Genomic DNA, 23,653 nt, shown 5'->3' with positions numbered 1-23,653 from the left:
TGGAAGGCAGGGAGAAAGTGTGATGTCCGAGCATCGGGATGACGACAAGACGCGAGTTGCCGGTACGGATGACGATACAACCCGCGTCGGCAACGATGATGCCACGCGGATCGCACCGGACGACGCAACGCGCGTTGCGTCGTCCGAGTCATCCCGACCTGACCGCACTTCCGGCACTGCGTCGGACTGGGCCCGACCGGAGACCTGGAGTGCACCGTCCGCTGGCAGCATGGGGCCAGGGGCTGTCATCAAGCAGCGCTTCGTGCTTGAGGAACTGATCGGCCAGGGTGGTATGGGTGCCGTCTACCGGGCCCGGGATCTGCGCAAGGAAGAAGCCCAGGACAGCGAGCCCCACGTTGCCATCAAGCTGCTGAGCGACGAATTCCGCCAGCATCCGGACTCCCTGGTTGCGCTCCAGCGGGAGGCCAAGAAGGCCCAGGTCCTGGCCCACCCGAACATCGTCACTGTCTACGATTTCGACCGCGACGGCACCCAGGTCTACATGACCATGGAGTACCTGCAGGGAGACCCTCTGGACGTGGTCATCAGGCGGCGGGGGGCTGGCGGCGGACTACCCCGGTCAGAGGCCCTGCACATCATTGACCGCATGTCCCGGGGGCTGGCCTATGCCCATCAGCAGGGCATCGTGCATTCCGATTTCAAGCCCGGCAACGTGTTCCTGACCAAGGACAATAACGCCAAGATTCTCGACTTCGGTATTGCCCGGGCGGCCCGTGTACAGGCCGCAGGCGAGGGTGATGAAACCAGGTTTGATCCGGCAACCATTGGTGCCATCACGCCGGCCTACGCCAGCGCGGAGATGCTGGCGGGAGAGGTGCCGGAGGCTGCGGACGATGTCTATGCCCTTGGTTGTGTAGCCTATGAACTGCTGACCGGCCGGCATCCTTATCTCGATGACTCCGGCCGCAAGCTGCCCGCCGACGAGGTGGCGCGGCAGGGCATCCGGCCGACGCCGCCCAAGGATGTGCCGAAACGGGTTGTCCGGGCTGTGCTGCGGGCCATCGCACCGAGTCGTGACGAGCGCTTCCCCAATGCGGGGATGTTCCTCGAGGCGGTCAAGCCGCCCGCACGCCTGGGGCGCAAGGTCATGGCCAGCCTGGCGGCCCTGGGTCTGGTGGCGGCCGTGTCCTGGTGGATGCTGATTCGCGAGACCGACATGATGGTCACCCTGGATGATCTGCCCACCAGCCTGGAAGAGTCACGCGCACTGATCATCCAGGGTGATCGTTACCTGGCTGAGGGTGACATACCCCAGGCCCACCGCCACTACACCCTGGCCTGGGAGCGGGTAGAGGAGCAGGAGGAGGTCAGCGGTCGCGATCGCAATCGCCTGCGTGTACTGGTAGACCGGCATACGGACCAGGTCTTGGATCACTACATCCGCGAGGCGGAACGAGAGGATCTGGACGACTTCTCCCTGGAGTTGCTTCGCATCAGCCTGGAATCTCTTGAGCGCTCGGAACTCGGGACACGGCGAGACCGCCTGCAGCGAGCCCTGGATGACGTCAATGCGCGACTGGATTAGTCACTCCAAGGGCGCGATCCAGTTGCCGCAGAATCGCTGGCCAGCGCTCCACCCAGCAGCACACATGGTCGAAGTCCGGTTCTACCCGAAGTTCCGCTGCTTGGTCACCCTCGATGCCGGCGGCTACTACATCAACCGGAACCACCGTGTCCCGGCCTCCGGCGTAGTGCCATTGCAGGATGTCGGCAGGCAACGGCGGCTGGTCCTTTGCCGACAGCGAGCCGCGCAGCGGCCGATAGCCGTGGTGCTCAGCCCATGCTGTGTGGTCCAGGTTGGCGGCAAGCGTCACCACCGCCCGCACGTCGTCGCGACGGCCGGCAAGCAGGCGGGCCAGGGTGCCGCCACCGCTGTAGCCGATCAGCACCAGGCCATGATCGCCATGGCTCTCCGCCAGGCTGTCCAGCGCCTGATCCATGGCGGAAACCACCGTTTCGGAATAGCGGCCATCCGCCCACAGCCGCGAGCGGCAGGCCTGATCCATGGGGTTGCGGGCGTAGCAGGGCCGGTTGAGGAGTATCCGCGGTGCGTGATCCTGCGCCATCAGCTCCAACGTCAGGCGGCCCCGCGGCGTCGGGTCCCGAGCGATGCGGCGGCCGCCGATCCAGGGTGTGCCGTCACCGGTGAGATAGACATGCAGTGGCCGGTCGGTTTCGGCTTGTTGCGGCGGGCTGTAGGTGCTGAGGACGAACTGCTCCACGGCAATCTCCACGGTGTCAAAGCCCCTGGATTCCGCCGCCAGGCGGTGTTGTGCACCGGGGCTGGAGCACCCCCAGAGAAGGGTTATACTGGCCAGTACTATAAAGATGCCGACCCGGATCGGGGCGTTTGCCTGGCGGGCCAGACCATACAGAGCGTTGGCCCGTTGTCGCGGGCCTTGATGGTGTAAAACGGTCAAAACCACAGTGACAGGCATTGATGCGAGGGAACGTCCAGTGAATAGTGCGAGCCTTTCCGATACTAACCCGTCCGCGCTGTCGATACAGCGATGCGGCCTTTGGTCGACCATTCTGGCCGCCGCCGTACTCGCTGGCTGCGCCTCCGGTGGTGGTGAGCCACGCCTGGAGAGCCGGGATCGGGGCAGCGCCGAGGTGGAGGATCTGTACGTGGTGGATTGCCTGCTTCCCGGGCAGGTGCGGCGCGTCGGGGGCATGACCTATCTCACACCCCGGCGGCCGACGCGCACCACGGTGCAGGACTGCCGCATTCGCGGTGGCGAGTACGTTGCCTACGACCGTGCCGACTACCGAACCGCGTTGAATGTCTGGCTGGAACGTGCCGAGGGCGGCGATGCCGAGGCGCAGAATTACGTTGGCGAGATCTTCGAGAAGGGTCTCGGCCGGGATCCGGACTATGTCTCCGCTGCCACCTGGTATCGTCGTGCTGCCGATCAGGGGTATTCCCGGGCGCAGATCAACCTGGGTTTCCTCTATGAACAGGGGCTCGGCGTGCAGCAGGATACGGCCACCGCGCTGAACTACTATCGGCAGGCCTCCGGTGTGTCCGAGGATGACCTGGTCTTCCGTTCGGAAATGGACGGCGAAATCGCCGAGTTGCGCGCCCAGCTGGATGCCCAGATTGCCCAGGCCGATCAGCAGGTCAATACGCTGCAGCAGCAACTGCAGCGGCTGGTGGATGAGCGGGATGCCATGCAGCGTCGTGTAGAAGAGGCCGAGAGCGGAGGAGACGACGCTGGAGCCGCTGATCCCGAGGAGTCAGAGCGCCTCAGCACGGAGCTTGCCGGTGCAAGACTGCAGATCGAAACGCTGGAGCAACTCTTCCAGCGGGCGCGGGATGAGCGCGACGAACTTGCCCAGCAGCTCAGCGAATTGCCGGAACCCACCGAGGAAACCATTGCGGAGGCCGAAGAGGACAGGCCGGCCCTTGAGCGCCCGGAGATAGGCGCCGCCATTGCCGGTGGCATTGATTTCGGACGTTATTATGCCCTGGTCATCGGCAACCAGGAATACCAGTATCTGGACGATCTGGAATCCCCGCTGACCGATGCAGAGCGGGTGCATCGACTGCTCGAGGAGCGCTACGGGTTCAACGTGACGTTCCTGCCCAATGCCGACCAGTATCAGATCATGAACGCGCTGAACGACCTGCATGATCGCGTCGGTCCAAGGGACAATCTGCTGGTTTACTATGCCGGCCACGGCAACATGTCGGGTGGTCGGGAAAGTGGTAGCCGCCAGCGCGGTTACTGGTTGCCCGTCGATGCCGAGGCCGAGCGCCTGGTGCGCTGGATCAACAACGCAGTGATCAGCGATCATCTGGATCGCATTCGTGCCCGCTCCATTCTGGTGGTGGCCGACTCGCTCTATGGCAGCACCATGGCGGCTGAATCCAGTGCTTTGCTGCTCGGCAGTGGCCAGTCCGCACTGACCGAGGACAGCATCCGTGCTGGCCTCGATCGTCGCTCCAGGATCGTGATTTCCTCCGGTGGGGAGCGGCCTGTTCCCGACTCCGTGGACCGACCGCACTCGCTTTTCTCACGCTCGCTGATCGACGCACTTGAAGAAAACGACGGCGTCATGCGTGAGAACATGCTGTTTGCCCGGGTGGCCGTGAACGTGCGACGCCGCTCTGGTGGTGATGGGTCGCCACCACAGACGCCGGAGATGCGGCCGATCCGCGCCGCCGGGCATGAAGGGGGAGATTTCTACTTCGTTCCGGTTTCGGATCAGCGTACCGCAGTCGGCCGTTGACTCGCGGCGGCTTGACGCTGCCGGCCGTGCATCCGACACTCGCGTCCCAAGTGGAAACCAAGGACGCGTCTTCCCATGTTGCTTACCTGTGGTGAAGCCCTGATTGATCTGGTGCCGGGCGAGTCCGGCGACTCGGACTTCAAGCCGGTGCCGGGTGGGGCGCCATATAACGTGGCCTGTGCGGTTTCCCGCATGGGCGCGCCCGCCGCATTTCTTGGTGCTGTCGCTGATGATTGGCTGGGAGAGCTGCTGCGCGCCCGTCTGCGGGAAACCGGTGTCGATACCGGGCTGCTGGCCCAGCGGACGGCGGCGACCCCCATCGCCCTGGTTCGCAGGAATCCAACCGGCTCCGCCGAATACATCTTTCACGGTCTGGGTCCGGACAGCCCATGCCTCACGGAAGAGCACATTCCGGCAAACCTGCCAGACCAGGTCAACTGCATTGTCACCGGGGGTCTTGCCGCCGGTCTGCCCGGGAGCGCAGAGGTTGTCGAAGCGCTGCTTGAAAGGGAACGTGGCCATCGGCTTCTTGTGCTGGACCCGAACATACGCCCGACGCTCATGTACGACCGTCCAGCGCTGCTTGATCGCTGGTGGCGTCAACTCGCCTGCGCCGATATCGTCAAGGTGAGTGATGAAGATGTTGGCTGGTTGGCGCCGGGAGAAGAACCTGAAGCTTTCGCCAGGCACCTGCTCGAGCATGGCCCCGCCCTCGTGGTGCTGACACGGGGTGGTGACGGCGCGGTGGCGCTCACGCTGAAAGAGCGGGTCTTTGTCCGCCCTCCGAAGATTACCGTGCGCGATACCGTGGGCGCTGGGGATACCTACACGGCAGCCTGTCTTGTCTGGCTGCACCGGCAAGGGCTCCTGTCACGGGATGCAACTGTCGGGCTGGGCCGCGGGCCACTGCATGAGCTATTGCGTTTTGCCAGCGCGGCAGCTGCCATATGCTGCACCCGCGCGGGAGCCGAGACGCCCACGCTGGATGAAGTGCAGTCCCTGCTCACCAGAACCGCGAGCGTCGGTGGGACATGATTTTCGCGTCATTCTGAGGGCAAGGATGGTCGGTTGACATCGATGTCATCGCTTTACTAGAGTAGCGGCAACAATAACGAGGAGTAGATCGTGTCAACCCTGAAGGACATTGCCCGTGAGGCCGGGGTTTCCATCAAGACCGCGTCCCGGGTCATTAACGGTGAAGCCCCCATCCGTCCGGAAACCAGGAGTCGGGTGCAGGCCGTGATTGACCGCTTGGGCTACGAGCCCAGCCACGCGGCCCGAATGATGCGCACCCGCCGCTCCGGCGTGGTCGGCTTCATGACCGACGTCGTGGCGAGCACACCGTATTCCGTGGACATGGTTCGTGGCATGCAGGATGAGTTGCGTGCCTTTGGCAAGACCATGCTCATCGCCAACACCGAACGCGATGCACAGCGGGAGCGCGAGTTCCTGCGCATGTTTCGCCAGCACCGGGTTGAGGGCATGGTGTTTGCCTCGATGTTCCACCGGCGACTCCATACGGTTCCCGAGGCAGGCGCGCCCCTGGTGCTGTTGAACTGTTACGCAGATGACTGGCAGGGCGCCAGCCTCGTGCCCGACGACCACGGTGGTGGATACGCGGCTGCCCGCTATCTGCTCGATCAGGGGCACCGCCATCTTGGCGTGATCTCGCTGAATCCAGTGTTACCCGCGACGCAGCTCCGACTGGCCGCGCTGCGCACGGCACTTGCTGAGCGGGGCCTCTCCCTGAGCCCGGATCTTGTGCAGTGCGGTTTTGTCGGGCCCCTGGAAGCCGAGCAGCTCAGCGCCTTTGAGGCCGCCATGGAAATGTTGCGGCGACCCGACCGGCCCAGTGCCATCCTCTGCGGTAACGATCAGATCGCCCTGCAGGTCTACTGTGCCGCACAGGACCGTGGACTGCAGGTGCCAGGGGATCTGTCCGTCATGGGCTTTGACGACCTCAAGCTGATCTCCGAGACGCTGCGGCCAGCGCTCACCACCGTCGCATTGCCATACGCCGAGATGGGACGGCTTGCCGTTCGCGCGCTGGTCGACCCGTCACAGGCCCCAATGTCCACGGTCCCGCAACGGGTTCCGTGTCTGTTACGAGTCCGTGACTCCGTGGCTCCGCCGACAAGGCCCTAGAACCCTCTCGAACACGGAATATACCGAGCAAGAATAGCCATGGACTGCAGCCCGAAATAAATGACATCGATGCCATTTTGGATGGTTTCGTGCCTGGATGTTCCGGCCGACGTCAGGGAAACACTCAAACGGCCGGGAGCAATAACGCGCCGGGAAGGCGCCGAGTAACGACGTTTCAAACCTTATGGAGGAGCAACGATGCTAACGAGAAAGCACATCATCCTGCCGGTCATCGGCTTTGTCGCGGGTACCGTCGCTTGCCTGCCGATGCTGGCCAGCGCCCAATCCGACGACAGTCTGGCAGAGCGGATGGACCGGCTTGAGCGTGAGATCCAGGAGCGGGAGGAGACCGGGTTCGCGTTCAATGGCTATGCGCGGTCTGGCATTCTCAGCAATGACGAGGGTCGTCGTGGTGTGGGCGGGCCGTTCTCCACTCCGGCGGGCTCCGTGGGTGGTGCGGTGGGGAGGCTCGGGAACGAGCCCGACACCTACTACGAGGCCTACCTGACCCATCGCAGCATCGCAAGCAACGGAACACGCACCCGCTTCACCGCAATGATTGCGGACAGCCTCGAGAGCAATAACGACTGGACTGCCGACGTTGGCAACCTGAACACCCGGAACGTGTTCGTGGAACTGTCACACCTGCCGTCTTTCAGTGGCGCCTTCGAGAACAGCACCATCTGGGCCGGCAAGCGTTTCGACCGGGATAACTTCGATATTCACTGGCTGGATTCCGACGTGGTGTTCCTGGCGGGAACCGGTGCCGGCATCTACGACGTACAGATGGCCGACGCATGGCGGGCCAACTTCTCCCTGTACGCCCGGGATTTCGAGGAAGAAAGCGGCGATGTGGAAGTCTACATCGGTACCGTCAACAACTTTGTCGGCAACTGGCAGTGGATGCTGAACGGCATCAGCGCGCCGCGTAACCGCGACGACGGCGTGGGCGGAGGCGGCGAGGCGCCGGCGAACACCGGCGTGCAGACCATGCTTGCCTACCACGGCGACAGTTTCTTCGGACTCTCCGATGGATTCTTCAAGGTGGCCCTGCTCTACGGCGCGCGTCTCGGTGCCGAGGTGAAGGTGCTGGGCGGCGACGCCAACCTGCAGGACGATGCGCAAGCGTTGCGTCTGGCGATCTATGGCACCACCTATCTGTCCGAGAACTGGCGACTTGCGCCGGCGATCTTTGCCGAGGCCAGCCAGGACCGCTACGTCGAGGATGATGACTACCGCTGGCTGACGCTGAACATGCGCCTGGTGCGCGAGATCACCAGCAACTTCGAGCTGGCCTTCGAGGGTACCTGGCAGACCATGGATCTGGAGCCGGAGGGCTATCTCGACCGCAATGCGGTGGATGGTGATTTCTACAAGTTCACCGTTGCTCCCACCTTCAAGCCGGAAGTCGGCGGCTTTTTCCAGCGCCCCGAGATCCGTGTCTTCGCGAGCTACACCGACTGGGATTCCGCACTCAACGACTACGCGGCCGACGACGCGTTCGGCTCCGATGGTTTTACCGGAGGTCAGTGGCAGTTCGGCGCCCAGACCGAGATCTGGTTCTGATCAGGAAACGCGGGCAGGAGCCTGCCCGCGTTGCATGCGTTCGACCCCCCCTTTTGGCCGGTGTCTCAGACCGGCCGTTTTTTTAGCTGCCCACACCAACTCGCTGGAATCTGGTCTCGCTGCAAGCCGGGCACGGTGGGACATGACCTGCCCTCGTGAACTGCAGCACTTTGCCGCAGGCCTCGCAGCGCAGTTCCCCGGGGCCGGTGATCTCTCCGGTATGCACGTGGGTAGCCCATTCAAGGGAGGCGTTAAGCTCCTCGAGCTCGAGCCGGGTGCGATCAGCGATGCTGGTGAACTTGTCGATCAACCAGCTCTGCAGCAGGGTCATGTCCATTCTGAACCAGCCGGCAAGGTCCTCGTTGCGCCGGGCCAGATGGCGTGCGGCGTCCTCTACGTCGCGGCGGATGTATTCGCTGATCCGCTCGGCCTCCTCGGCAGTGAGTTCGCCAAGCTCCACCGCCCTTTGCCGTGCCCACTGCAAGGCTTCGTTCAATCTCGGGCGCGCTTCCTCGCCTGCACGCTCCATCGCATCGGTCACGCGCTCGAGCATGTTCTCGTAGGCTTTCGGTTCGCGCTCGCGCTCTTTCTCGCTCATGCAGTGGGGCTCCGTAGTTACATTGGTGTCTACCAGAACTGTAGGGCGGTGGGGGCGCAACGCAAGCCCATGCATTGTTCAGCTTGCCGGGTGGGTCGATTTCTGACCGGGCAGCCACCGGAAATCCGGGGAGCTTTGCCGTATAATTCGCGCTTTCTCCAATCCACCCCTCTCTCTGGAATCAGTTGCGGTAATGGAAGAGCACTACAAGCCCGAACAGATCGAGCGTCGTGTCCAGTCCCTCTGGCAGGAGCGGCAGGCTTTCCAGGTCGACGAAGATCCGGCGCGGGACACCTACTACTGCCTGTCCATGTTTCCCTACCCCAGCGGCAAGCTGCACATGGGGCATGTTCGCAACTACACCATCGGTGATGTGATCAGCCGCTACCAGCGGATGCGCGGGCGCAACGTGCTCCAGCCCATGGGCTGGGATGCCTTCGGCCTGCCGGCGGAGAACGCCGCCATGCAAAACAGGGTTGCGCCGGCAAAGTGGACGCGGGAGAACATCGCCTATATGCGTGGGCAACTCCAACAGCTTGGTTTTGCCTATGACTGGTCCCGTGAATTTGCAACCTGCGACCCGGAGTACTATCGCTGGGAGCAATGGCTGTTCACTCGCCTGTACCGCAAGGGGCTGGCCTACAAGAAGACGGCCACGGTGAACTGGGATCCGGTGGATCAGACCGTGCTCGCCAACGAGCAGGTGGTGGACGGCAAGGGTTGGCGTTCCGGTGCACCGGTGGAACGCCGGGCGATTCCCCAGTGGTTTCTGCGCATCACCGACTACGCCGACGAATTGCTGGATTGTCTGGACCGCATGCCCGGCTGGCCCGAGCAGGTCCGCGCCATGCAGCGCAACTGGATCGGTCGCTCTGAAGGGGTGGAGCTGGAGTTCGGCATCGAGGGCCGTTCCGATCAACTCACCGTCTATACCACGCGCCCCGACACCCTGTTCGGCGTGACCTACATGGGCCTTGCACCCGAGCACCCCATTACCCGGGAGCTTGCTGCCGACAACCCCGAGTTGGCCGCGTTTGTCGAGGAATGCAGCCACGCCGGTGTCGCCGAGGCCACCGTGGCCACCATGGAAAAGAAAGGGCTGGATACCGGCCTGCGGGCCATTCACCCCCTCACCGGCGACGCCATCCCGGTGTGGGTCGCCAATTTCGTGCTAATGGACTACGGTGCCGGCGCCATCATGGCGGTGCCGGCCCACGATCAGCGTGACTGGGAATTCGCCACCCGCTATGGCCTGCCGATCCGTCCGGTCATTGCCCCGGCCGACGGCTCGCCGGTGGACGTGAGCGACGGCGCTGTTGCAGAGAAGGGCGTGCTCATCGATTCCGGTGAATTCACCGGGCTCACCTCGGAGCAGGCCTTTGACGCCATCGCAACCAGACTGGAGACTGAGGGCCGTGGCCGCCGGCAGGTGAACTTCCGCTTGCGGGACTGGGGTGTTTCCCGGCAGCGGTACTGGGGTGCTCCCATCCCCATGATCAACTGCCCGTCCTGCGGCACCGTCCCCGTGCCCGACGAGGATCTGCCCGTGATCCTGCCGGAGGATGTGGACTTCGACGGCAGTGGCTCGCCGCTGAAGAAGATGCCCCAGTGGTATCGCTGCACCTGCCCGGCGTGTGGCGGCGAGGCCGAGCGGGAGACGGATACCTTCGATACCTTCATGGAGTCGTCCTGGTACTTCTCCCGTTTCGCCAGTGCCGGCAACGATGGCGCCATGGTGGATGAGCGGGCCCGCTACTGGCTGCCGGTGGATCAGTACGTGGGAGGGATCGAGCACGCCATCCTGCATCTGCTCTACGCCCGCTTCTACCACAAGGCCATGCGCGATGAGGGCCTGATCGACTCCGACGAGCCGTTTACCAATCTGCTGACCCAGGGCATGGTGCTGAAGGATGGTGCCAAGATGTCCAAATCCAAGGGCAATACCGTGGATCCACAGGCACTCGTGGAGCGCTACGGTGCCGACACGGTGCGCCTGTTCACCATGTTCGCGGCACCGCCGGATCAGTCCCTGGAGTGGTCCGATAGTGGCGTTGAAGGGGGCTATCGTTTTCTCAAGCGCCTCTGGGCTCTGGCTAGACAGCATGTTGCTGCAGGGCCGTGTTCGGCGGTGACAGCGACGGAACTGAACGACACGCAAAAGGCCACTCGCCGCAAGGTTCACGAGACCATCCGCAAGGCCTCCGACGACATCGGTCGGCGCTTCACCTTCAACACCGGCATCGCGGCGGTCATGGAACTGGTCAATACCTTGTACAAGGCTGCAGATGATCAGTCGCCCCAGGGGCGCGCTGTCATGCAGGAGGGGCTGGAGGCGGCGGTTCTCATCCTCGCGCCCATCGTGCCCCACGTAACCCAGGAGCTCTGGCAGGCGATGGGCCATGACGGCATGGTGCTGGATGCCGATTGGCCCGAGGTGGACGAGTCCGCCCTGGAGCAGGACACCCTGGAACTGGTGGTGCAGGTCAACGGCAAGGTCCGGGGCAAGGTGGCCGTGGCCGCCGATGCGGACAGCGCCGCCGTGGAAGGGGCGGCCCTCGCCGAGGGTAACGTGCAGCGCTTTATCGAGGGCAAGACGGTGCGCAAGGTCATCGTGGTGCCCGGGCGACTTGTCAACGTGGTGGCCAACTGACATGCGCCGTGGCCTCGCCCTGTTGCTGACCACTCTGCTTGCTGTATCGCTGGCTGGCTGCGGCTGGCATCTCCGGGGTTCGGCACCCGGAGCCGCATCGCTGGAGGGCGTGCAACTGGCGGTGGATTCCCGCGTGGGTCGTGATGAACTCTACCGTGAGGTGCGTATTGCCCTTGAGGCTGCCGGTGCCGAGGTCGTCAGTACGGGATCCGGCATTCCGACCCTGAGGCTGCTGGATGAAAGCCGCTCCACGCAGCGGATTTCCGGTGGGCGCAGTGACGAAGTCCGCGAGAACGAACTGCGCTACCGCCTGCGCTGGGAGTTTCTCGACGGCAATGGCGAGCGCCTTGTCGGGCCCGACGTTTACCAGCAGATTCGAAGTTATCGGTTCGAACAGCAGCAGGTGCTTGGCAGTGAAGGGCGGGAAGATGCCCTGGTGCAGGAACTGCGCCGCGATGCGGCTTTTCTGCTCACTGACCGCGTGCAGGCGCTGATCGGAGAATGACCATGACTGGCTCTGGTAGCTCATGCGACTGAAGCCGGAACAACTCGCCAGTACTCTTGGCAAGGGGCTTGCGCCTGTCTATTGCATCAGCGGCGACGAGCCCTTGCAGCTGCAGGAGGCGGCGGATGCGATTCGTGCCCGGGCCCGGGAGGTTGGGCATACCGAGCGCGAAATTCTCGATGTGGATGGCCGATTCGACTGGGGGCGCCTGGCGGGCTCCGGCGGCAACCTCTCACTATTCGGCGACCGGCGCCTGCTGGAGTTGCGAGTGCCCAGTGGCAAGCCTGGCAAGGACGGCAGCCGCGCGCTGGTGGACTGGTGCAAACAGCCCCCTGAAGACACGGTCTTGCTGATCAGCATGGGACGAATCGACTCGCGCAGTCGCGACTCGGCCTGGGCCAAGGCCATCGACCGGGCGGGGGTGTTCATGCAGGTCTGGGCGCCCAACGGGGGTGAGCTGTCGAACTGGATCAACCGGCGCATGCGTGCCGCCGGCCTTGAGCCACAGCCCGAGGCCATGCGGCTGATCGCCGAGCGCAACGAGGGTAACCTGCTGGCGGCGGCCCAGGAAGTCGACAAACTGCGCCTGCTCCTGGGGGGAGGACCGGTAACCGTGGAAGCCGCCCGTGCCGTGGTTGCCGACAGCGCACGCTACAATGTATTTGATCTGGCAGAGGCTGCATTGGCGGGGGAAATCAGGCGCACCCTGCGTATTCTGCAGGGCTTGCGGGAAGAGGGTGAACAGCCCACGCTGGTGCTCTGGTCGCTGTCGCGGGATATCCGCCTGGTATGCCGGATCACCGCCGTCGGGCGTGTGGACGAGCTGTTTCGGCAGGAGCGGGTCTTCGGCGCACGGCAGAAGCTGCTGGGGCAGGCGGCCCGACGGGCCGACCCCATGGCCTGGGAGACCCTGCTACGGGACTGCGCGCGCATCGACCGGCTCATAAAGGGCGCCGGAGAAGGCGACGCCTGGCAGGCCCTGCGGGAACTTGCCGTAGACATGGTTGGCGTCGATGCTCTGAATGATCGGCGCTTGTACAGACGTTTATCTACAGGCGTGTTTTAGCAATGAAAGACGAGATGTTGAAGTTGGGGCAGCATGCACGCCATGCATCCCGGGCCATGGCGCGGGCCGAGCCCGGCGCCAAGAACAGGGCCCTTGAGGCCATCGCTGGAGCCATCGAGACGCAGTCTGATCGACTGGTGGAAGAGAACGCCAGGGATCTCGCCCGGGGGCGCGACAACGGCCTCGATGCCGCCCTGCTTGATCGCCTGGAGCTGACACCGCCACGCATCGCGGCCATGGCCGAGGGTCTGCGACAGATCGCTGCCCTGCCGGATCCCGTTGGAGAGATCAGCGGCCTGCGCTATCGGCCCAGCGGTATCCAGGTGGGTCATATGCGGGTGCCCCTCGGGGTCATCGGCATCATCTACGAATCACGGCCGAATGTGACAGCCGATGCCGCTGCTCTTTGTCTGAAATCGGGTAATGCGGCGCTGCTTCGGGGCGGGTCGGAAGCGATTCATTCCAACACCGCAATCGCCGAGTGCATTCGCCAGGGGCTCGAGTCTGCCGGCCTGCCTGCGGACGCCGTGCAGGTGATCGGCACCACAGATCGCCGTGCTGTGGGCGAGATGATCACCATGAACCAGTACGTGGACGTGATCATTCCCCGCGGTGGCAAGAGCCTCATCGAGCGGATCAGTCGCGAGGCGACGGTGCCGGTGATCAAGCATCTGGACGGTGTCTGCCACGTGTATATCGATGACCGGGCCGATGTGGCCAAGGCCGAGGCGATTGCCTATAACGCCAAGACCCATCGTTTCGGTGTCTGCAACGCCATGGAAACCCTGCTGGTGGCGCGGGGCATCGCCGAGCAGGTGCTGCCCGGGCTCGCCGCCCGTTATCGTGAGACTGGGGTCGAACTGCGCGGCTGCGCCGACAGTCGCGCTCTGGTTCCCGCCATGCAGGCAGCCACCGAGGATGACTGGCATGCCGAGTATCTGGCGCCCATCCTCGCGGTGCGCCTGGTTGATGGGCTGGACGATGCCATCGAGCATATTGCCGCATACGGTTCGGGCCATACCGAAGCCATCGTGACCGAGGACTACACTCGGGCGCGCCGTTTTCTCCGCGAGGTGGACTCGAGTTCTGTCATGGTGAACGCATCGACCCGCTTCGCCGACGGTTTCGAGTATGGCCTGGGCGCGGAGATCGGTATCAGCACCGACCGCCTGCATGCCCGGGGCCCCGTTGGTCTGGAAGGCCTGACCACGCAGAAGTGGGTTGTGCTGGGGGATGGTCATGTGCGGCAGTAATCGCCCCACTGACCCCGGCGCGTAGGCGATCATGGCCCGGCTTGTCGGCATATTCGGTGGTACGTTCGACCCGGTCCATAATGGCCATTTGCGGGTGGCGCTGGATGTCGCCGAAGCCGGCGACCTGGATCAGGTGCGCCTGATCCCCTGCCACATACCGCCCCATCGGGATACCCCCGAGGTCACGGCGGCGCGGCGACTGGAGATGCTCAGCCTGGGGGCTGCCGATGAGCCACGCTTCGTGGTGGACGACCGGGAGTTGCGTCGCGACATGCCTTCCTACACGGTCGATACCCTGCGCGGCCTGCGCGAGGCGTTTCCCGACGACGTACTCTGCCTGCTGCTCGGTGCCGACAGTTTCCACGGCTTGCCGCGCTGGCACCGCTGGCAGGAATTGTCGGATCTGGCCCATCTGGTCATCATGGAGCGCCCGGCGACCGGCACCGAAATGCCTGAGTCCCTTGGCCGCTGGCTGCCCGGGCGCCAGGCGGATGACTGGGCGCAGTTGCGGCGTACCCAGGCCGGGCTTGTGCTGTTTCAAACGGTTACGCAGCTCGACATCTCGGCGACTGAACTGCGACGGCGTCTCGCCGTCGGGGGCTCGGGCAGATATCTGATGCCGGATGCGGTTTGGCGCTATATTCAGGAGCACGGGCTTTATTGCCGCGGGGGCGGCTGAGCCCGGCTGGATACCCGGGAGGTGCATTATCAGCAGAGCACAGACTGAAAGTAGTGGTGACGACCTGCAGCAGCGATTGTCGGAAATCGTGTTGCGGGCGCTGGAGGACATGAAGGCCGTAGACACGGTTACGCTGGACGTGCGAGGCCGTACGGGCATTACCGATACCATGTTCATTGCCTCCGGTAATTCCAACCGTCACGTCAAGGCCATTGCCGACAACGTGGCGGAGCAGGCCAAGGCCGCCGGTTTCCGGCCCCTGGGGATGGAAGGCCAGGAGTCGGCGGAGTGGATTCTGGTGGATTTGGGTGACGCAGTGATCCACGTGATGCTGCCGCGTGTGCGCGAACTGTATCGACTTGAACGCATCTGGGGGCTTGAAGCGCCCGAAGAATCCGACGAACAGCACACCGGCTGATGCGGCTGCAGATCATCGCCATCGGGCAGAAAATGCCCGCCTGGGTGGCTGATGCCTATGCCGACTACGCTGGCCGCATGCCGCCGGAGCTGCGAATGGAGCTGCGCGAGCTGCCGCCGGGGGACCGTGGGCGGGGTGGAAACCCGACCCGGGCCAGGGACATCGAGGGGCAACGCATCATCAAGGCGCTGCCCGCCGGTGCCCGCACCGTGGCACTGGACCTTGGTGGCCGGCAGGAGACCACGGAACGACTCGCGCAGCGACTGTCAGACTGGATGCTCGATGGTCGCGAGATAGCCCTGGTGATCGGTGGGCCCGATGGTCTTGCCCCGGAGGTGCTGGCTGCTGCCGAGCATCGCTGGTGCGTGTCCCGGTTGACGCTGCCCCATATGCTGGTCCGTGTCGTACTGGCTGAGCAGCTCTACCGGGCCTGGAGCATCCTCGCCAATCACCCGTATCATCGTTGACACACTGAATCAGTGCTTCAATGACCGCCGTCCGCCAACCTGCGGACAACAGACACCGGACAGTCCGAGGACTTATGCAAGCCGATCAAGCAGATATCTATCTCGCCTCCAACTCGCCACGGCGCTCCGCCTTGCTGGGGCAGGCCGGCATCGCCTTTCGTCAGTTGCAGGTGGATGTAGACGAATCCCGACGCAGCGATGAGGAGTCGCCCGAGGTCTACGTCCTGCGGCTCGCGCTGGAGAAGGCGCGCGCGGGCTGGCAGCAGGTCGCCGGCAGCGCGCCACTACCAGTGCTGGGTGCTGATACCGTGGTGGCGGTGGATGACGTTCTCTACGGCAAACCCCGGGATCGCGCTGATGCCATTGCCATGCTGGAGGAGTTGTCCGGCGCCACCCATCGTGTCCTGACCGGGGTTGCCCTGGTGGATGATCGGGAGGCGACACGGCTCAGCTACAGCTCCGTGACCTTTCGCGAGCTGACTCGGCAGGAGATAGAGCGTTACTGGGACAGCGGCGAGCCGGTGGACAAGGCCGGTGCCTATGCGATCCAGGGTCGGGGTGCCGTATTCATCGAGCACCTCGAGGGCAGCTACTCCGGCGTCATGGGCCTGCCGCTGTTCGAGGTGGCGGATCTGATGGAAGAGTTCGACATCGATTTCCGGCACCGCTGGTAACCCATGTCCGAAGAGATCCTGGTCAATTGCACGCCCCAGGAGACCCGCGTGGCGGTGGTCGAGAATGGTGTGCTGCAGGAAGTCACCATCGAGCGTACCCGACGTCGCGGCCTGGTGGGCAATATCTACAAGGGCCGTGTGCAGCGCGTCCTGCCGGGGATGCAGGCGGCGTTTATCGATGCCGGGCTGGAGCGCACCGCATTCCTGCACGCATCCGACATCACCCTGCCTTCGACTGCAGAATGTGTGGATGGCGGTGAGCGGCGCACCCTGCAGGACATACGGCAGCTGCTGCGGGAGGGGCAGGAGGTCATCGTCCAGGTGGTGAAGGACCCCATCGGCAGCAAGGGTGCGCGGCTCACCACCCATATCACCATTCCTTCCCGCCACCTGGTGTTTCTTCCTGACAGCTCCAGTGTTGGCGTGTCCGCCCGCATCGAGGACGAGACGGAGCGCGCCCGCCTGCGGACCATCGGCGAGAACTTTATCGCTGCCGGAGATGCCGGTGGCTATATCTTCCGCACCGCGGCGGAGCAGGTCGACGAAACCGCGCTTGCCGCTGACAGGACGTTTCTCTGCAAGCTCTGGGAGTCGATTCGGGCGCGGACTGCGACCGCCGTCAGCGGGCAGTGTGTTCATGAGGATCTGCCGCTGGTCATACGGGCGCTGCGTGACCTCAACGGTAACGAGGTGGAGCGCATCCGGGTCGATTCCCGTGAGAACTTCGACCGGGTCGAGCGCTTCTGCCGCCAGTTCTTTCCGGAAATTCTGGAACGCCTGGAGCATTACAGCGGCGAGCGGCCGATTTTCGACCTGTACGGCGTCGAGGAAGAGTTGCAGCGCGCCCTGTCCCGCAAGGTCGAGCTCAAGTCCGGCGGGTACCTCATCATCGATCAAACCGAGGCCATGACCACGGTGGACGTCAATACCGGGGCCTACGTGGGGCGGCGCAACCTGGAAGAGACCATCTTCAAGACCAACCTGGAAGCGGCCCAGTCCATTGCCCGGCAGACCCGGCTGCGTAATCTCGGTGGCATCATCATTATCGATTTCATTGACATGCAGGATGCCGAACACCGTCGGCAGGTTCTCCGGGCGCTGGAGAAAAGCCTGGAGCGGGATCATGCCAAGACCCAGATCAGTGGTGTATCCGCACTGGGGCTGGTGGAGATGACCCGCAAGCGAACCCGCGAAAGTCTGGAACATGTGCTCTGTGAGTCGTGTCCAACCTGCGGTGGTCGTGGAACCATGAAGACCCCGGAAACCGTGTGTTACGAAATCTTTCGAGAGATCATGCGCGAAGCGCGGCAGTTCGAGGCCGAGCGGCTGCTTGTGCTTGCTGCCACCTCGGTGGTGGATCGTCTGCTGGAAGACGAGAACATGAGCGTGGCGGAGCTGGAAGAGTTCATCGGGCGGCCGATCACGCTCCAAGCCGAACCGTTGTATGCGCCGGATCAGTTCGACGTCGTCCTGATCTAGAAGCGTATCAGCGTCTCTCGCGTGGCTTCGCCCGGCGCTTTGGTATGGGACAGGGTTTCACCCACATGAAGCTGTCGTCGATTGTTGGCGGCCGATACAGCCAGTTTCCGGAGCGTGGCTGATGGCCGCCCCGCTGCGTCTTGCCCTGCAGGCTGGCCGGTTGCTCTGGTTGACCGGCGTTGTGCTGCTGGTGATGGTGGCACTGGCAATCACCGCGCTCCGACTGGCCGTCTGGGCTGCGCCAGAGTTTCGTGCCCAGCTTGATACGGCTGTCAGCGACGCCATCGGCCTTCCTGTGCATACGGGCAGCCTGGGGCTGCGCCTGGAGGGGCTGAACCCTTACCTGGTGCTGGATCAGGTCACAGTGTCGGGCGAGGACAGCCGCAACAGTTTCCAGATCGAGCGCCTGGAGCTTGCCCTCGACGTCCGTGCCTCGCTGCGGGAGCAACGCCCGGCAATAAGGGAGTTGGTGCTCGAGCAGCCCGATATCATCATGCAGCGCGATCTGGCTGGCCAGTACGCCATGGCCGGCGTGGAGCCGGGGCCCGGCTTCATGGCGGTCATCGACCAGTTTCTGGGCGATTTTCTCATCCAGCAGACCCGCATCCGCGTTAACGACGGCCGGATTGTCTACGAGGACCCCACCCGCGGCGAGATCTACCGCCTGCAGAATGTAGACCTGCGACTGGTTGCGCGCCCCGACGGTGGCAGACAGCTTGCCGGCTCCATGCCTCTGCCTCCGGAGTTTGGTGAGGAGTTGGCGTTCGTCATGGAGTGGGGCGGAGATGGTTTGCCGCTTGAGCAGGACATTGTGCGTTTCTACGCCCGCGGGCGAGGCCTTCAGCCGGAGCTGCTGGAGCGGGCGCTTGCCCCGCCGGGCGAATCACCCATGGTCGGCGTGGCGGGAGATCTCGAGTTCTGGGGCAATCTCCAGGGTGGGTTTCCTGGCCTCGGCCCAAGTCGTGATGACGCGCGCCGGGCCGTGGACGTCACGGTTCGCGGCCGGGACGGCAGCGTGCACCTGCCACGCTTGTTTCGCGACGTGATTCCCTATGATGACCTGGCTGCGGAAGTGCGCTGGCGAGGTGATGGGGCCGACTGGCAACTCGACGTGGATGAAGTCCTCGTCAACAACGAGGATGGCGTCACCGAGGGAGCTGTCCGCATTGCCCGTCAGGCGGGGCAACCGGTATTTCTGGATATCCGCGCCACGGCAGAAGGTCGAGACGGGAACGCGACCCGAACGGGGCGTTATCTGCCTGCGGCAATCATGCCCGCTCGGCTGGTAGATTGGCTTGATGCCGCAATCACCAGCGGTACCGCCGAGCGGGCCAAGGTGCTCTATCATGGCTACGTCAACTCTTTTCCCTTCGACGCCGGACAGGGTCGGTTTTCGGTGATTGCCGAAACCCGGGGTGTGCGGCTTGCCTTCTGGCCGGAGTGGGAGCCGTTGACGGATCTCGACGGCACATTGCGGTTCGAGAACCGCGCCATGCGCATCATTGCCCACGATGGCGTGATCGGTGGCGCACGTGTCCAGGGCGCTGAGGCACGGATAGACAGCCTGGGTCGTTCGCCGTTGTTGATCGACGGCACCTTGAACGGCGCCGGCGATGACCTGTGGGCGTTTTTGCGTGATATGCCGGTGATGCCGGAGGCGGTGGCCGGGATTATCGACCGATTCCGCCTCGACGGTGAACACGGCCTGACCCTGGGGCTTGCCATCCCGTTTCGTGGCGAGCCGGTGACGGTGGATGGCACGGTGCATCTGCTGGATGGCGTCATGCGTTACCCGGAGCGGGATATCAACCTCACGAACCTCACCGGTGATGTGAATTTCAGTAATCTGGGGCTGCAGGCCGACGGTCTGGTTGCAAGCCTTGACGGTGCTGCGGTGTCGCTGTCCCTGGATACCGTGACGGAACCCGGCACAAGCCGTATCGACCTGTCTGCGGATATCGACGGTCTCGGCATGGACGCGGTGGCGGCGCAACTTCCCGGGCTCGACTTCCTGGAGGGGCGGGGTGACTTCGGATTGCATATGACTTTCCCCGGCTTCACCGGGGAGGCCGCCACGCCCCCGGTGAGCCTGCGGCTCGAATCCGACCTGATCGGAGTCGTCAGCACACTGCCACGCCCGGCACACAAGGTCGCTGACGAGCGCCTGCCATTCAGCCTGAACATGGGCATCGGCGAGCGTCCAGGCAACTTGCGTTTCGCCGCCGGTGAGCGGGTCACAGGAATCATCGGCTGGTCAGTGGATGGCATGCCGGAGCGTGTGGGTATCGGCCTGGCGCGTACCGCGTCCCTGCCTGCCCTGGAGGGCATGGCAGTCAGTGGACAGGCCGACGTGGTGGATCTGGCGGGCTGGCTGCGACGGCTGCAGGTGGGCGCAGGTGATGGCAGTGCGGTGGAACAGGATGGGGAGGGGGTGCCCCTGAGAGGGCTGGACCTGGAGATCGGTCGGCTCGACGTCGGCACGCTTGGCTTGCCGGAAGTTTCCGTTTTCGGCCGACGGGATGACGGAGACTGGCGCTTCAACCTGGAGGGATCCGGCGTCGCCGGTACCCTGCAATGGTCTGGCGGTCCACGGCCAGAGCTGCAGGCGCGTTTGCGTCATCTGGTCCTGGCTGAACCCGATGGTTCGGAATCAGTTGCCGCTGACGACCCTGGCGGGGTAGGCGGCAATGGGAACGATGCCGCGACGCCACGGGACTGGCCAGCTCTGGACGTGGAAATTACCCGGCTGTCGGTATTCGGCCTTGAGCTGGGAGCCTCGCGTCTGTCGGGAACCCGGGACAGCCCCGGCTATCGGTTCGACTCCATCGCCATCTCCTCGCCGGATCTGGAACTCCACGGCGACGGCGTCTGGCAGGATGATGGCGCCGCTGGCGAGACACAGCTTCGGGCCCGCGGTGCGAGCGATAACGTCAACGCCGCACTGACCCGACTGGGATACGCTGACGCCATCAGGGGCGGAACCGCGCGGGCCCGTGTCGATCTTCGGTGGCCCGGAGCGCCTCAGGATGTGGCATTGGAAACGTTGCGAGGCGATATGGTCGTCAACTTGCGGGACGGGCAACTGGTCCAGGTGGATCCCGGTGCCGGGCGAATGCTGGGCCTGATCAGTGTCGCCCGGTTACCGCAGCGGCTGGCCCTGAATTTCTCTGATCTGGTCAGCGAAGGATTCAGTTTCGACCGGATTCGCGGCGAATTCGAGTTTGACAGTGGCATTGCGATACCCCGCCAGCTCTGGCTGGATGGTCCGGCCGCGCGAATCGAGGCGGAAGGTCCCATCGACCTGGTGGCAAGGGAGTATGATCAGACCGTGACGGTGGTGCCGAGGAGTTCGTCGGCACTGCCGCTGCTTGGCGGCCTGGTGGCGGGGCCACCGGGAGCGGCGGCACTGTTTCTCGCGCAGACGGTGTTCAGCGATCAACTGGATCGGGCAACCCGTTTTCACTACCGCCTGACGGGCCCATGGCAGGCCCCGGACATCCGCAGGATTTCCCGGATCGAGGCCAGCGGGGGCGACCCCGTCAGGCAGCGTTCGTCCCTGCAGGAAGGAGTTGACGATGCAGCAGGTCGTTGAGGGAACACGCCGGGTTGCGGCCATTCAGATGGCGTCCGGGCCGCGAATCGAAGGCAACCAGCAGGAGATCCGCAGACTCCTGCAGATTGCCGCCAACGGTGGTGCCGAACTCGCTGTTCTGCCGGAGAACGCCATGCTCATGGGCATGGCCGAGACCGACAAGCTTGCCGTTCGCGAGACCGACGAGGGTGGACCGCTGCAGGGATTCTTCGCCGCGGAAGCGGCTCGGCTCGGCATCTGGATCATTGCAGGCACCATCCCGATGGCGGGGGCCGATCCGGCGCGGGCGCGGCAGAGCTGCCTGGTATTTGATGCCGAGGGCCGGCGGGTGGCCCGCTATGACAAGATCCACCTGTTCGATGTGGACGTGGAAGGCGATACCGCCTATCGGGAGTCGAACACCCTGGAGCCGGGGAACACCGTGGTGACCGTTGACAGCCCGTTCGGCCGAATCGGGCTCTCGGTCTGCTATGATCTGCGTTTCCCGGAAATGTACCGATTATTGATTGAGCACGGCGCGGATTTGCTGGTTGTGCCCTCAGCCTTTACCGCGAAGACCGGCGAAGCCCACTGGCGTACCCTGGTCCGGGCCCGGGCCATCGAGAACCTGTGTACCGTGATCGCCCCGAACCAGGGCGGCTACCATGTCAACGGCCGGGAGACCCACGGCGAGACCATGATCGTCGACTCCTGGGGCCGGATTCTCGATAGTCTGTCCCGCGGCTCGGGTGTGGTCTTCGGCGACATCGATATTCAGCGCCAGCGGGAACTGCGACAGCATTTCCCGGCGCTGGATCACAGACGCTTTCGTGTTGTCGAAGCCTGACACACGACAATCCTGATCAGTTCCAGCAAGGTGCACGCATGCAGCAGAGCCTAGACATCGCACGACAGACACTCTTCGCTCCAACGGGCCTGGGGGAGTCTGACCTGGATCAGGCGTTCTCCCGGCTGATGACGCCGTCGGTGGACGCCGCCGACCTCTACTTCCAGTGCAGCCGTCACGAGAGCTGGGTGCTGGAGGACGGCATCATCAAGCAGGGCAGCCACAGCATCGACCAGGGGGTTGGTGTGCGTGCCATGAGCGGTGAGAAAACCGGATTCGCCTATTCCGACGAAATCGTGCTGCCGGCCCTTCTGGAGGCTTCATCGGCGGCGCGGGCCATTGCCCGGGGCGATGGCGGCCGCGGTCTCAAGGCCTGGAGCGCCCGCAACGGGCTGCGCCTCTACGACGCCCACGACCCGCTGGACAGCATGAGCGCGGAAGACAAGGTGGCGCTGCTGCGCACCGTGGACGCCGAGGCACGGCGTCAGGACCCACGGGTCGAACAGGTGATCGTCAGCCTGGCCGGGGTCCACGACGTGGTGCTGGTAGCCGATCACGAAGGACGGCTGGCCGCCGATGTACGCCCCCTGGTGCGCCTGAATGTGACCGTCCTGGCCGAGCAGAACGGCCGGCGGGAGAACGGCTCTGCCGGCGGTGGCGGGCGCGTCGACTACCATTATTTCCTCGAGGATGACCGGGCACTGGGTTACGCCCGGGAGGCGGTACGACAGGCGCTGGTCAACCTGGAAGCCGTTGCTGCCCCGGCGGGGACCATGCCGGTGGTGCTGGGCCCGGGCTGGCCCGGAGTGCTGCTGCATGAGGCAATCGGTCACGGCCTGGAAGGCGACTTCAACCGCAAGGGAACCTCGGCCTTCGCCGGGCGCATGGGCGACAAGGTTGCCTCGGAACTCTGCACGGTGGTGGATGACGGCACCCTGGCGGGACGTCGCGGCTCGCTCAATATCGATGACGAGGGCGAGCCCACCCAGTGCACCACCTTGATCGAGAACGGTCGGCTGGTGGGTTACATGCAGGACAGCATGAACGCCCGGCTCATGAAGATGGCGCCGACGGGGAACGGGCGCCGCGAATCTTACGCTCACCTGCCCATGCCCCGCATGACCAACACTTACATGCTCAATGGGCCCCACGATCCGGAAGAGATCATCCGCAGCGTGGAGCGCGGCCTGTACGCCGTGAATTTCGGCGGCGGGCAGGTGGATATCACCTCGGGCAAGTTCGTGTTCTCCGCCAGTGAGGCCTACCTGATCGAGAACGGACGCGTCACCCGCCCCGTGAAGGGCGCCACGCTGATCGGCAACGGACCCGAGGTGTTGACCAGGGTGAGCATGGTCGGCAACGACATGCGGCTTGATACGGGTATTGGCGTCTGCGGCAAGGACGGGCAGAGCGTACCGGTGGGTGTGGGTCAGCCCACGCTCAAGGTGGATGGGCTGACGGTCGGCGGCACTGAGGGTTAA

General features: G+C 64.2%; 19 protein-coding genes. 17 read left to right on the top strand and 2 right to left on the bottom strand.

Translation table 11 applies throughout. The annotated features are described in order from the left end of the window. Positions 1-22: 22 nt before the first annotated feature. Complete coding sequence (locus J2T57_RS05055; protein ID WP_253475227.1) at positions 23-1,546, top strand: serine/threonine-protein kinase; 1,524 nt, start codon at positions 23-25, stop codon at positions 1,544-1,546. Here the strand turns inward: J2T57_RS05055 and J2T57_RS05050 are convergent. Beyond that, positions 1,527-2,243 (bottom strand): alpha/beta fold hydrolase, encoded by a 717-nt coding sequence (locus J2T57_RS05050; RefSeq protein WP_253475224.1) that lies wholly within the window; start codon positions 2,241-2,243, stop codon positions 1,527-1,529. The two genes, J2T57_RS05055 and J2T57_RS05050, sit on opposite strands and share 20 nt — an antisense overlap. Before the next feature lie 205 nt (positions 2,244-2,448). On the opposite strand from J2T57_RS05050, the gene J2T57_RS05045 reads away from it, so the two are divergent. The 4 genes from J2T57_RS05045 to J2T57_RS05030 all read left to right on the top strand — a co-directional run bounded on the left by J2T57_RS05045 (position 2,449) and on the right by J2T57_RS05030 (position 7,965). Next, complete coding sequence (locus J2T57_RS05045) at positions 2,449-4,254, top strand: caspase family protein (RefSeq protein ID WP_253475221.1); 1,806 nt, start codon at positions 2,449-2,451, stop codon at positions 4,252-4,254. Positions 4,255-4,329: 75 nt separating this feature from the next. Continuing rightward, on the top strand, positions 4,330-5,289 hold the full coding sequence (locus tag J2T57_RS05040) for a carbohydrate kinase family protein (protein WP_253475218.1): 960 nt from the start codon (positions 4,330-4,332) through the stop codon (positions 5,287-5,289). Positions 5,290-5,379: 90 nt separating this feature from the next. After that, positions 5,380-6,399: a LacI family DNA-binding transcriptional regulator gene (locus tag J2T57_RS05035; RefSeq protein WP_253475215.1), complete on the top strand. Its 1,020-nt coding sequence runs from the start codon at positions 5,380-5,382 to the stop codon at positions 6,397-6,399. A gap of 198 nt (positions 6,400-6,597) precedes the next feature. Further along, positions 6,598-7,965 carry a carbohydrate porin gene (locus tag J2T57_RS05030; RefSeq protein WP_253475212.1) on the top strand — a complete coding sequence of 456 codons (1,368 nt, stop codon included), beginning with the start codon at positions 6,598-6,600 and terminating at the stop codon, positions 7,963-7,965. An 82-nt stretch (positions 7,966-8,047) separates the two neighbouring features. Here J2T57_RS05030 and J2T57_RS05025 read toward each other — a convergent pair whose 3' ends face one another. Continuing rightward, positions 8,048-8,563 carry a zinc ribbon-containing protein gene (locus J2T57_RS05025; protein ID WP_253475209.1) on the bottom strand — a complete coding sequence of 172 codons (516 nt, stop codon included), beginning with the start codon at positions 8,561-8,563 and terminating at the stop codon, positions 8,048-8,050. A 193-nt stretch (positions 8,564-8,756) separates the two neighbouring features. On the opposite strand from J2T57_RS05025, the gene leuS reads away from it, so the two are divergent. The 12 genes from leuS (at position 8,757) to tldD (ending at position 23,653) form a co-directional block, all read left to right on the top strand. After that, positions 8,757-11,213, top strand: a complete 2,457-nt coding sequence (gene leuS, locus J2T57_RS05020) for a leucine--tRNA ligase (RefSeq protein WP_253475206.1) — start codon at positions 8,757-8,759, stop codon at positions 11,211-11,213. A 1-nt stretch (position 11,214) separates the two neighbouring features. Beyond that, the gene (locus J2T57_RS05015; RefSeq protein WP_253475203.1) at positions 11,215-11,718 is read left to right on the top strand and encodes an LPS-assembly lipoprotein LptE; all 504 of its coding nucleotides are present in this window, start codon (positions 11,215-11,217) and stop codon (positions 11,716-11,718) included. A 22-nt stretch (positions 11,719-11,740) separates the two neighbouring features. Further along, positions 11,741-12,784 (top strand): DNA polymerase III subunit delta, encoded by a 1,044-nt coding sequence (holA, locus tag J2T57_RS05010; RefSeq protein ID WP_253475199.1) that lies wholly within the window; start codon positions 11,741-11,743, stop codon positions 12,782-12,784. A gap of 2 nt (positions 12,785-12,786) precedes the next feature. Continuing rightward, a complete protein-coding gene (locus J2T57_RS05005) occupies positions 12,787-14,037 on the top strand; it encodes a glutamate-5-semialdehyde dehydrogenase (protein WP_253475195.1) in 1,251 nt (416 codons plus the stop codon). A 31-nt stretch (positions 14,038-14,068) separates the two neighbouring features. Continuing rightward, positions 14,069-14,716, top strand: coding sequence for a nicotinate-nucleotide adenylyltransferase (nadD, locus tag J2T57_RS05000; RefSeq protein ID WP_253475192.1), 648 nt, complete (start codon positions 14,069-14,071; stop codon positions 14,714-14,716). Positions 14,717-14,792: 76 nt separating this feature from the next. Beyond that, positions 14,793-15,134, top strand: a complete 342-nt coding sequence (gene rsfS / locus J2T57_RS04995) for a ribosome silencing factor (RefSeq protein ID WP_366519065.1) — start codon at positions 14,793-14,795, stop codon at positions 15,132-15,134. Next, positions 15,134-15,601: a 23S rRNA (pseudouridine(1915)-N(3))-methyltransferase RlmH gene (gene rlmH / locus J2T57_RS04990; protein ID WP_253475189.1), complete on the top strand. Its 468-nt coding sequence runs from the start codon at positions 15,134-15,136 to the stop codon at positions 15,599-15,601. The genes rsfS and rlmH overlap by 1 nt, the downstream gene beginning before the upstream one ends. Positions 15,602-15,675: 74 nt before the next feature. Next, complete coding sequence (locus J2T57_RS04985; RefSeq protein ID WP_253475185.1) at positions 15,676-16,275, top strand: Maf family protein; 600 nt, start codon at positions 15,676-15,678, stop codon at positions 16,273-16,275. A 3-nt stretch (positions 16,276-16,278) separates the two neighbouring features. Next, positions 16,279-17,754: a ribonuclease G gene (gene rng / locus J2T57_RS04980; RefSeq protein ID WP_253475181.1), complete on the top strand. Its 1,476-nt coding sequence runs from the start codon at positions 16,279-16,281 to the stop codon at positions 17,752-17,754. A 121-nt stretch (positions 17,755-17,875) separates the two neighbouring features. After that, positions 17,876-21,346 carry a YhdP family protein gene (locus J2T57_RS04975; RefSeq protein WP_253475178.1) on the top strand — a complete coding sequence of 1,157 codons (3,471 nt, stop codon included), beginning with the start codon at positions 17,876-17,878 and terminating at the stop codon, positions 21,344-21,346. Beyond that, positions 21,330-22,172, top strand: a complete 843-nt coding sequence (locus J2T57_RS04970; RefSeq protein ID WP_253475175.1) for a carbon-nitrogen hydrolase family protein — start codon at positions 21,330-21,332, stop codon at positions 22,170-22,172. Before J2T57_RS04975 ends, J2T57_RS04970 begins: the two co-directional genes overlap by 17 nt. A 38-nt stretch (positions 22,173-22,210) precedes the next feature. Then, complete coding sequence (gene tldD, locus J2T57_RS04965; protein WP_253475172.1) at positions 22,211-23,653, top strand: metalloprotease TldD; 1,443 nt, start codon at positions 22,211-22,213, stop codon at positions 23,651-23,653.

The sequence above is a fragment of the Natronocella acetinitrilica genome (assembly GCF_024170285.1).
GTDB classification, from domain to species: domain Bacteria; phylum Pseudomonadota; class Gammaproteobacteria; order Nitrococcales; family Aquisalimonadaceae; genus Natronocella; species Natronocella acetinitrilica.
This window is presented reverse-complemented; position numbering and strand designations above follow the sequence as displayed.

Excerpts from the sequence above, each read along its gene's own strand:
- J2T57_RS05055 (WP_253475227.1), top strand. The coding sequence starts at position 23 with ATGTCCGAGCATCGGGATGACGACAAGACGCGAGTTGCCGGTACGGAT.
- J2T57_RS05040 (WP_253475218.1), top strand. The coding sequence starts at position 4,330 with ATGTTGCTTACCTGTGGTGAAGCCCTGATTGATCTGGTGCCGGGCGAG.
- J2T57_RS05030 (WP_253475212.1), top strand. The coding sequence starts at position 6,598 with ATGCTAACGAGAAAGCACATCATCCTGCCGGTCATCGGCTTTGTCGCG.
- J2T57_RS05025 (WP_253475209.1), bottom strand. The coding sequence starts at position 8,563 with ATGAGCGAGAAAGAGCGCGAGCGCGAACCGAAAGCCTACGAGAACATG.
- leuS (WP_253475206.1), top strand. The coding sequence starts at position 8,757 with ATGGAAGAGCACTACAAGCCCGAACAGATCGAGCGTCGTGTCCAGTCC.
- J2T57_RS05015 (WP_253475203.1), top strand. The coding sequence starts at position 11,215 with ATGCGCCGTGGCCTCGCCCTGTTGCTGACCACTCTGCTTGCTGTATCG.
- holA (WP_253475199.1), top strand. The coding sequence starts at position 11,741 with ATGCGACTGAAGCCGGAACAACTCGCCAGTACTCTTGGCAAGGGGCTT.
- J2T57_RS05005 (WP_253475195.1), top strand. The coding sequence starts at position 12,787 with ATGAAAGACGAGATGTTGAAGTTGGGGCAGCATGCACGCCATGCATCC.
- nadD (WP_253475192.1), top strand. The coding sequence starts at position 14,069 with ATGGCCCGGCTTGTCGGCATATTCGGTGGTACGTTCGACCCGGTCCAT.
- rlmH (WP_253475189.1), top strand. The coding sequence starts at position 15,134 with ATGCGGCTGCAGATCATCGCCATCGGGCAGAAAATGCCCGCCTGGGTG.
- J2T57_RS04985 (WP_253475185.1), top strand. The coding sequence starts at position 15,676 with ATGCAAGCCGATCAAGCAGATATCTATCTCGCCTCCAACTCGCCACGG.
- rng (WP_253475181.1), top strand. The coding sequence starts at position 16,279 with ATGTCCGAAGAGATCCTGGTCAATTGCACGCCCCAGGAGACCCGCGTG.
- J2T57_RS04975 (WP_253475178.1), top strand. The coding sequence starts at position 17,876 with ATGGCCGCCCCGCTGCGTCTTGCCCTGCAGGCTGGCCGGTTGCTCTGG.
- J2T57_RS04970 (WP_253475175.1), top strand. The coding sequence starts at position 21,330 with ATGCAGCAGGTCGTTGAGGGAACACGCCGGGTTGCGGCCATTCAGATG.
- tldD (WP_253475172.1), top strand. The coding sequence starts at position 22,211 with ATGCAGCAGAGCCTAGACATCGCACGACAGACACTCTTCGCTCCAACG.